The sequence below is a fragment of the Mycobacterium sp. E3198 genome, assembly GCF_001667015.1.
Classification (GTDB): Bacteria; Actinomycetota; Actinomycetes; order Mycobacteriales; family Mycobacteriaceae; genus Mycobacterium.
In genome coordinates this window covers 1-8,963 of the sequence record NZ_LZIS01000090.1, presented here as the reverse complement: position 1 = coordinate 8,963, position 8,963 = coordinate 1, and the positions used below count along the sequence as shown (strand labels likewise).

At 69.4% G+C, this 8,963-nt stretch carries 5 protein-coding genes; 4 read left to right on the top strand and 1 reads right to left on the bottom strand.

Features of this window, described 5'->3' with window-relative positions; translation table 11 throughout:
* Positions 1-1,050: ATP-dependent DNA helicase (locus tag A5673_RS09760; protein ID WP_197518341.1), on the top strand; the 1,050-nt coding region annotated here is incomplete at its 5' end.
* Here A5673_RS09760 and glgP read toward each other — a convergent pair.
* A complete protein-coding gene (gene glgP, locus A5673_RS09755; protein ID WP_068230563.1) occupies positions 1,034-3,667 on the bottom strand; it encodes an alpha-glucan family phosphorylase in 2,634 nt (877 codons plus the stop codon). The genes A5673_RS09760 and glgP overlap by 17 nt on opposite strands.
* Before the next feature lie 222 nt (positions 3,668-3,889).
* On the opposite strand from glgP, the gene A5673_RS09750 reads away from it, so the two are divergent.
* The 3 genes from A5673_RS09750 to A5673_RS09740 all read left to right on the top strand — a co-directional run.
* Positions 3,890-5,983, top strand: coding sequence for an alpha-1,4-glucan--maltose-1-phosphate maltosyltransferase (locus A5673_RS09750; protein ID WP_231970985.1), 2,094 nt, complete (start codon positions 3,890-3,892; stop codon positions 5,981-5,983).
* 6 nt (positions 5,984-5,989) lie between these two features.
* Positions 5,990-8,185 (top strand): 1,4-alpha-glucan branching protein GlgB, encoded by a 2,196-nt coding sequence (gene glgB, locus A5673_RS09745; protein ID WP_068230553.1) that lies wholly within the window; start codon positions 5,990-5,992, stop codon positions 8,183-8,185.
* Positions 8,186-8,347: 162 nt separating this feature from the next.
* A partial coding sequence (locus A5673_RS09740) for a PE family protein (RefSeq protein WP_156748053.1) occupies positions 8,348-8,963 on the top strand: 616 nt, incomplete at its 3' end.

The following is an 8,963-nucleotide window of genomic DNA, read 5'->3' as shown; positions in this document are numbered from 1 at the left end:
GTGGCCACCGCGGCACGCTCGGCGATCGACACCCGCAGCGACACCAAAAGCGACCCCAGGGCGGCGGCGGCGCGGGCCGAGGCCGTTGCGGCGCTGGGCGAGGTGTCGGACACGGCGTCGCGGATCCTGGCGTCGTTCGGCCCGGCCATCCCCGACCGCAGCGACGTGGTCTGGCTCGACCACGAGGACAACCGCGGCGCGGTGCGTCCGGTGTTGCGGGTGGCGCCGCTGTCGGTCGCCGGCCTGCTGCGCAGCGAGGTGTTCTCGCGTTCGACGACGGTGTTGACCTCGGCGACCCTGGCGATCGGCGGGTCCTTCGACGCGATGGCCGCGGCCTGGGGCCTGACCGGCGGAGACGACGGCGACGCCCCCTGGCGCGGGCTGGACGTGGGGTCGCCGTTCGAGCACGCCAAGGCCGGAATCCTGTACGTGGCCGCGCATCTGCCGCCGCCGGGCCGCGACGGCACCGGCTCGGCCGAGCAGCTGACCGAGATCGCCGAGCTCATCGCCGCGGCCGGCGGGCGCACGCTGGGGCTGTTCTCGTCGATGCGGGCCGCCCGCGCCGCCGCCGAGGCCATGCGCTCCCGGTTGTCGACGCCGGTGCTGTGCCAGGGCGACGACAGCACCTCGACGCTGGTCGAGCAGTTCGCCGCCGACGAACAGACCTCGCTGTTCGGCACCCTGTCGCTGTGGCAGGGCGTCGACGTGCCGGGACCGTCGCTGTCGCTGGTGCTGATCGACCGCATCCCATTCCCCCGGCCGGACGACCCGCTGCTGGGCGCGCGGCAGCGCGCGGTGGCCGCGCGGGGCGGCAACGGCTTCATGGCCGTCTCCGCCAACCACGCCGCGCTGCTGCTGGCGCAGGGATCGGGCCGGCTGCTGCGCCGCGTAACCGACCGTGGGGTGGTCGCGGTCCTGGACTCGCGGATGGTGACCGCCGGTTACGGCGGCTACCTGCGCGCCTCGCTGCCGCCGTTTTGGGCTACCACCGACGGCGCGCGGGTGCGCGCCGCGCTGGAGAGGCTGAGAGCTTCTAGCGCGCCAGCGTGATGAGACCGAGCTCGTTGCCGGCTGCCAGCATGGGGTTGTTCGGCAGCACCCGCACGGTGTACCCGACCGCGCCGGCCAGCGGCAGCGGCGTGGTGGTCGAGAACACCTGATTGCCGCCCTCGGCGGTGCCGGTATACGACATCTCGACGGTGACCGGGTCCAGCAGCGCGTCGCCGGCGTCGACCCGGCCCACCAGCGCCTGGACCGTGACCTCGTCGGGCGCCAGCCCGTCCAGCTGGACGGTCGCGGTCAGCGTCAGCTTGGAGCCGAGCACCGGGGTGTCCGGCAGGCCGGTGCTGTCCACGTCGGTGATGGCGATCTTGGGCCACGCGTCGTGGGCGCGTCGTCGATAGGCGGCCAGCTCACGGGCCGCGTCGAACTCCGCACCGCCGTCCTCGGCCGCCGTGGTCTTGCGCAGGGACGCCGCCGCCGGCGTGTAGTACTGCTCGACGTAATCGCGAACCATGCGGGACGCCAGCACCTTTGGGCCGAGGGTCTGCAGGGTGTGGCGCACCATCTCGATCCACCGCGGCGGCACACCGTGTTCGTCGCGCTCGTAGAACTTCGGTGCGACCGACTGCTCCAGCAGGTTGTACAGCGCGGTGGATTCCAGGTCGTCGCGGCGGGACTCGTCGGCCACGCCGTCGGCACTCGGTATCTCCCAACCGTTTTCGCCGTCGTAGCACTCATCCCACCAGCCGTCGCGGATGGACAGGTTCAGCCCGCCGTTGAGCGCGCTCTTCATGCCCGACGTGCCGCAGGCCTCCAGGGGCCGCAGCGGATTGTTCAGCCAGACGTCGCAGCCCCAATACAGCAGCCGGGCCATCGACATGTCGTAGTCGGGCAAAAAGGCGATGCGGTGCCGCACCTCCGGCCGGTCGGCGAACCGCACCACCTGCTGGATCAACGCTTTGCCGCCGTCGTCGGCGGGGTGCGACTTCCCGGCCACGATCAGCTGGATCGGCCGTTCCTCGTTGAGCAGCAGCTGCTCGAGCCGATCCGGGTCGCGCAGCATCAGGGTCAGCCGCTTATATGTCGGCACCCGGCGGGCAAACCCGATGGTGAGCACGTCGGGATCGAAAGCCGTTGCTATCCAGCCCAATTCGGCATCCGGAGCACCGCGCTCCTGCCAGGAGCTGCGCAGCCGCCGCCGGACATCCTCGACCAGCAGCGCACGCAGTTGCGAGCGGATCCCCCACAAGTGGCGCGCGTCGACCTGCTGCAGCCGCAGCCAGACGCCGGGATCGCTGAACGCCGCGTCGTCCGGCCCGGCCAGCTCGCGGCCCAGCTGCAACCATTGCGGCGCCGCCCACGTGCGCGCGTGCACGCCGTTGGTGATGGACCCGATCGGCACCTCGTCGGGATCGAAGCCCGGCCACAGCTCGTTGAACATGGCCCGGCTGACCCGGCCGTGCAACAGCGAAACGCCGTTGGCCCGTTGCGCCAGGCGCAGGCCCATGTGCGCCATGTTGAACTTCGTCGGGTCGTCCTCCGCGCCGAGCGCCAGGATCCGGGCGGTCGGCACGCCCGGCAGCAAGGCGGGCGCGTCCTTGGCCTTTCCCGCCCCGTCGGCGCCGTCGTCCAGGCCGTCATCGAAGTAGAGCCGCACCATCTCGGCCGGGAACCGGTCGATACCGGCGGGCACCGGGGTGTGCGTGGTGAACACGGTGGCCGACCGCACGACGGTCAGCGCGGTGTCGAAGTCCAGCCCGGAATCGGTGATCAGCTCGCGGATGCGTTCGGCCCCGAGGAACCCCGCGTGCCCCTCGTTCATGTGCCACACCTCGGGCGCGGGCAACCCCTCGATGGCGGTGAAGGCGCGGATGGCCCGCACCCCGCCGATGCCGGCCAGGATCTCCTGCCGCATCCGATGTTCCTGATCGCCGCCGTACAACCGGTCGGTGACGCCGCGCAGCTCGTGCTCGTTCTCGGGGACGTCGGAGTCCAGCAGCAGCAGCGGAACGCGTCCGACCTGCGCGACCCACACCCGCGCCCGCAGCTGCGCGGAGTCGGGCAGCGCCAGTTCCACCAGCACGGGTTCGCGCGCGGCGTCGGTGAGCAGGCGCAACGGCAGCCCCTGCGGGTCCAGCGCCGGGTAGGTCTCGTGCTGCCAGCCGTCGGCGGTCAGCGACTGCCGGAAGTAGCCGGAGCGGTAGTACAGGCCCACCGCGATCAGCGGGACGCCGAGGTCGGACGCGGACTTGAGGTGGTCACCGGCGAGGATGCCCAGGCCGCCCGAATAATTGGGCAGCACCTCGGCGACGCCGAACTCCATCGAGAAGTACGCGATGGCGGCGGGCATCGCGGCACCGGCGTGCTGCCGCTGCTGGTACCAGAGGGGACGGCTCAGGTAGTCGTTCAGGTCGGCGGAGAGCGCATCGAGCCGGCCCACGAATTCGTCGTCCAGCGCGAGCTCGTCGAGGCGCGCCGGGCTCACCGCACCGAGCAGGGCCACCGGGTCGCAGCCGCATCGCGCCCACAGCCTCGAGTCGATGGCCGCGAACAGGTCCTGCGTGGGCTTGTCCCACGACCAGCGCAGGTTGGTCGAAAGCTGATCCAGCGCGGCGAGACGCTCGGGCAAATGAGCACGGACGGTAAAGCGGCGAAGGGCTTTCACACGTCATTACCTTACTGAGGATTCCGGCGCCCGCAGGGCGACCGACTGACCGTTCGCCGCCGGCGGTGTGTGACGGCGCACTAGGGTGGGTATCGGTTAGGTGTTGGGGCCGCAGCGCTGCGGTCCGTCAGAGAAAGTCCCCACGACAGGAAGTTGCTGAGAGGCGAGGTATTCCGCGACGAAGCACGGCGCGGTCTCGCCACACAGCCGAACGGAGTGTTTGTGCCCGGTCGTGTCGAGATCGATAACGTCCAGCCCGTCGTCTCCTGCGGCGCGTACCCGGCCAAAGCCGTGGTCGGTGAAGTGGTTCCCGTCAGCGCCGCGGTCTGGCGAGAGGGCCACGAGGCCGTCGCAGCAACCCTCGTCGTGCGCTACCTCGGCCGGCGCTACCCGCAGGTCGGCGAGTCCCGCCGGATCAAGGCGGTCCAGGCCCCCGAACGCCCCGCACCCGCGCTGGACGGCACGGCGGCCGAGCAGCGAATCAAGCCGCTGCTGCTGCCCATGACCGAGGGTCAGGAACCGTATGTCTTCCACGGTGTGTTCACCCCCGACCGGGTCGGGTTGTGGACCTTCCGGGTGGACGGATGGGGCGACCCGATTCACTCGTGGCGCCACGGGCTGGTCGCCAAACTCGACGCCGGCCAAGGCGAGAAGGAATTGTCCAACGATCTGCTGGTCGGCGCCGCGCTGTTCGAGCGGGCGGCCACCGGCGTGCCGCGGGGGCGACGCGATCCGCTGCTGGCGGCCGCCGAGGCGTTGCGGGCCCCCGGGGACCCGGTCACCCGCACCGCGCCGGCCCTGAGCCCGGAGATCGAAGAACTGTTGGCCGCTTACCCGTTGCGCGACCTGGTCACCCGGGGCGACCAGTTCGGGGTGTGGGTTGACCGGCCGCTGGCGCGCTTCGGCTCGTGGTACGAGATGTTTCCGCGTTCGACGGGCGGGTGGGACAAGGCCGGCAAGCCCGTGCACGGCACCTTCGCCACCGCGGCCGCCCAGCTTCCGCGGATCGCCGACATGGGCTTCGACGTCGTCTACCTGCCGCCCATCCACCCGATCGGCAAGGTACACCGCAAGGGCCGCAACAACTCCCCCACCGCCGCCCCGGGGGACGTGGGGTCCCCGTGGGCGATCGGCAGCGACGAGGGCGGCCACGACGCGGTCCACCCCGCCCTGGGCACGATCGACGACTTCGACGACTTCGTCGCCGCGGCACGCGATCTGGACATGGAGGTTGCCCTGGACCTGGCGCTGCAATGCGCACCCGACCATCCTTGGGCCCGCGAACACCGGCAATGGTTCACCGAGTTGCCAGACGGAACCATCGCGTATGCGGAGAACCCGCCCAAGAAGTATCAGGACATCTACCCGATCAACTTCGACAACGATCCCGCGGGTCTCTACGACGAAGTGCTGCGCGTGGTCCGGCACTGGATCGACCACGGGGTCAAGTTCTTTCGGGTCGACAACCCGCACACCAAGCCCCCGGACTTCTGGGCCTGGCTGATCGGTCAGGTCAAAGACGCCGACCCCGACGTGCTGTTCCTGTCCGAGGCGTTCACCCCGCCGGCGCGGCAGTACGGACTGGCCAAGCTCGGCTTCACGCAGTCCTACAGCTACTTCACGTGGCGCACGGCCAAGTGGGAGCTCACCGAATTCGGCAACGACATCGCGGCCCTGGCCGACTTCCGGCGGCCCAACCTGTTCGTCAACACCCCCGACATCCTGCACGCGGTGCTGCAGCACCACGGGCCCGGCATGTTCGCCATCCGCGCCGCGCTGGCGGCGACCATGAGCCCCGCGTGGGGGGTCTACTCGGGCTACGAGCTGTTCGAGCACCGCGCGGTGCGCGAGGGCAGCGAGGAATACCTGGACTCCGAGAAGTACGAGTTGCGACCCCGCGACTATGCGCGCGCTCTGGCCGAGGGCAGGTCCCTGGAGCCGTTCATCAAGCAGCTCAACACGATTCGTCGCCTGCACCCCGCGTTGCAGCAACTGCGTACGATTCATTTCCACGGCGTGGACAACGACGCGATGCTGGCCTACAGCAAGTTCGACCCGACCACCGGCGACTGCGTGCTGGTCGTGGTGACGCTGAACGCGTTCGGGCCCGAGGAAGCGACGCTGTGGTTGGACATGGCCGCATTGGGTATGGAGTCCTATGAACGGTTTTGGGTGCGCGACGAGATCACGGGTCAGGAATTCCAATGGGGGCAGTCGAACTACATACGCCTGGATCCGTCGCGGGCGGTCGCGCACATCATCAACATGCCGCTCATACCGTACGAATCCCGAATCACGCTGCTGCGTAGGAGGTGACGGGCTTTGAGCCGAACCGACGAACTCGCTGGACTAGATCTGGCGCCCGACCCAGCGGACCTGGCGCGCCTGGTGGCGGGCGCGCATTACAACCCGCACGGCATCCTGGGGGCCCACGAGTACGGCGACCACACAGTCATTCGCGCGCTGCGACCGCACGCGCGCGAGGTCGTCGCGCTGGTCGGTGACGACCGGTTCCCGTTGCGGCACATCGACTCCGGCCTGTTCGCCGTCGCGCTGCCGTTCGTCAACCTCATCGACTACCGGCTCGAGGTGACCTACGAGGGTTCCGACCCGCACGTCGTCGCCGACGCGTACCGCTTCCTGCCCACCCTGGGTGAAGTCGATCTCCATCTCTTCGGCGAGGGCCGCCACGAACGGCTCTGGGAGGTCCTCGGTGCCCATCCCCGCTCGTTCACCACGGCCGACGGCACGGTGAACGGGGTGTCGTTCGCGGTGTGGGCGCCCAACGCCAAGGGCGTCAGCCTGATCGGCGAGTTCAACGGCTGGACCGGCAACGAGGCGCCGATGCGGGTGCTGGGCTCCTCCGGGGTGTGGGAGCTGTTCTGGCCCGACTTCCCCGTGGACGGCCTGTACAAGTTCCGCGTGCACGGCGCCGACGGCGTGGTGACCGAGCGGGCCGATCCGATGGCCTTCGCCACCGAGGTGCCGCCGCACACGGCGTCAAAGGTGACGCGCAGCGACTACACCTGGGCGGACGCCGACTGGATGACGCGGCGCGCGCAGCGCAACCCGGTGTTCGAGCCGATGAGCACGCTGGAGGTGCACCTGGGGTCGTGGCGTCCCGGGCTGAGCTACCGCCAACTCGCGCGTGAGCTGACGGATTACGTCGTGGAGCAGGGGTTCACCCATGTGGAGCTGCTGCCGGTCGCCGAGCACCCGTTCGCCGGCTCGTGGGGCTATCAGGTCACGTCGTACTACGCGCCCACGTCGCGCTTCGGGACGCCGGACGACTTCCGGGGACTCGTCGACGCCCTGCACCAGGCCGGTATCGGTGTGATCGTCGACTGGGTGCCGGCGCACTTCCCCAAGGACGCCTGGGCGCTCGGCCGTTTCGACGGCACCCCGCTCTACGAACACGCCGACCCCAAGCGCGGCGAGCAACTCGACTGGGGGACCTACGTCTTCGACTTCGGCCGCGCCGAGGTGCGTAACTTCCTGGTGGCCAACGCGCTGTATTGGCTCGAGCAGTTCCACATCGACGGCCTGCGGGTGGACGCGGTCGCATCGATGCTCTATCTGGACTACTCGCGTCCGGAGGGCGGTTGGACGCCCAACGTCTATGGCGGCCGGGAGAACCTGGAGGCGGTTCAGTTCCTGCAGGAGATGAACGCCACGGCGCACAAGGCCGCGCCCGGCATCGTCACCGTCGCCGAGGAGTCGACGTCCTGGCCGGGCGTGACCCGGCCGACCAACCTTGGCGGCCTTGGCTTCTCGATGAAGTGGAACATGGGCTGGATGCACGACACGCTCGACTACATCAGCCGAGACCCGATCTACCGCAGCTTCCATCACCACGAGATGACGTTCTCGATGCTGTACGCGTTCAGCGAGAACTACGTGCTGCCGCTCAGCCACGACGAGGTGGTGCACGGCAAGGGGACCCTGTGGGGCCGGATGCCGGGCAACAACCACGTCAAGGCCGCGGGGCTGCGCAGCCTGCTCGCCTACCAATGGGCGCACCCGGGCAAGCAATTGTTATTCATGGGGCAGGAATTCGGCCAGCGCGCCGAGTGGTCCGAGCAGGGCGGTTTGGATTGGTGGCAGCTCGACGAACAGGGTTTCTCCAACGGCGTTCTGCGTCTGGTGCGCGACATCAACGAGATTTACCGCAGCCACCCGGCGCTGTGGAGCCAAGACACCATTCCCGACGGCTATTCCTGGATCGACGCCAACGATTCCGCCAACAACGTGTTGAGTTTCCTCCGATATGGAAACGACGGGTCGGTAATGGCGTGCGTATTCAATTTCGCGGGTGCGGAGCACAGCGGCTACCGCCTCGGCCTGCCCTACGCCGGCCGCTGGCGCGAGGTGCTCAACACCGACGCGACCGTCTATAACGGCTCGGGAATCGGCAACATGGGCGGGGTCGACGCCACCGAGGACCCGTGGCATGGGCGGCCGGCTTCGGCCGTGCTGGTCCTGCCCCCGACGTCGGCGCTGTGGCTGGAACCCGAATAAAAAGCGATCGGCGGGACTTATACCGCTTACATTGCGATAAGTAAAGCATCATTTAATCGTCGCTCCAGTAGTGCCGAGCTACTTTCCGAATTTCGGAAAGTCTGGATATGATCCAGTACTCAGGCCTCATCGCCAACTCGCCGTACTCGCTGGGAGGCATGCATGTCGTTCGTGTTCGCGGTACCAGAAATGGTTTCGGGGGCGGCGTCGGATTTGGCAAATATCGGTTCCACAATTAGCACTGCCAGCGCGACGGCGGCAGGCCCGACCACGGGAATGGTGGCCTCGGCCGCTGACGAGGTGTCGGCGAGCGTAGCGGCGTTGTTTTCCGCGCACGCCGCGGAGTACCAGGCGATCAGCGCGCAGGTGGAGGGCTTTCATTCGCAGTTCGTGCAGGCGCTGACCGCGGGCGCGGCGTCGTATGCCGCGGCCGAGGCCGCCAACGCCTCACCGTTGCAGGCATTCGAGCAGCAACTGCTCGGCGTGATCAACACGCCCACCGAGCTGCTGGTGGGCCGCCCGCTGATCGGCAACGGCGCCAACGGCGCGCCGGGCACCGGCGCGCCGGGCGGCGCCGGCGGGATCCTGCTGGGCAACGGCGGCGCCGGCGGGTCCGGCGCGCCGGGACTGCCGGGCGGTCAGGGCGGCGCCGCCGGGCTATTCGGCGTCGGCGGCGCCGGCGGGGCCGGCGGCAACTCCCCCACGGGCAACGGCGGAGTGGGCGGCGCCGGCGGCGCCGGCGGCCTGCTGGGCAACGGCGGCGCCGGCGGGTCCGGCG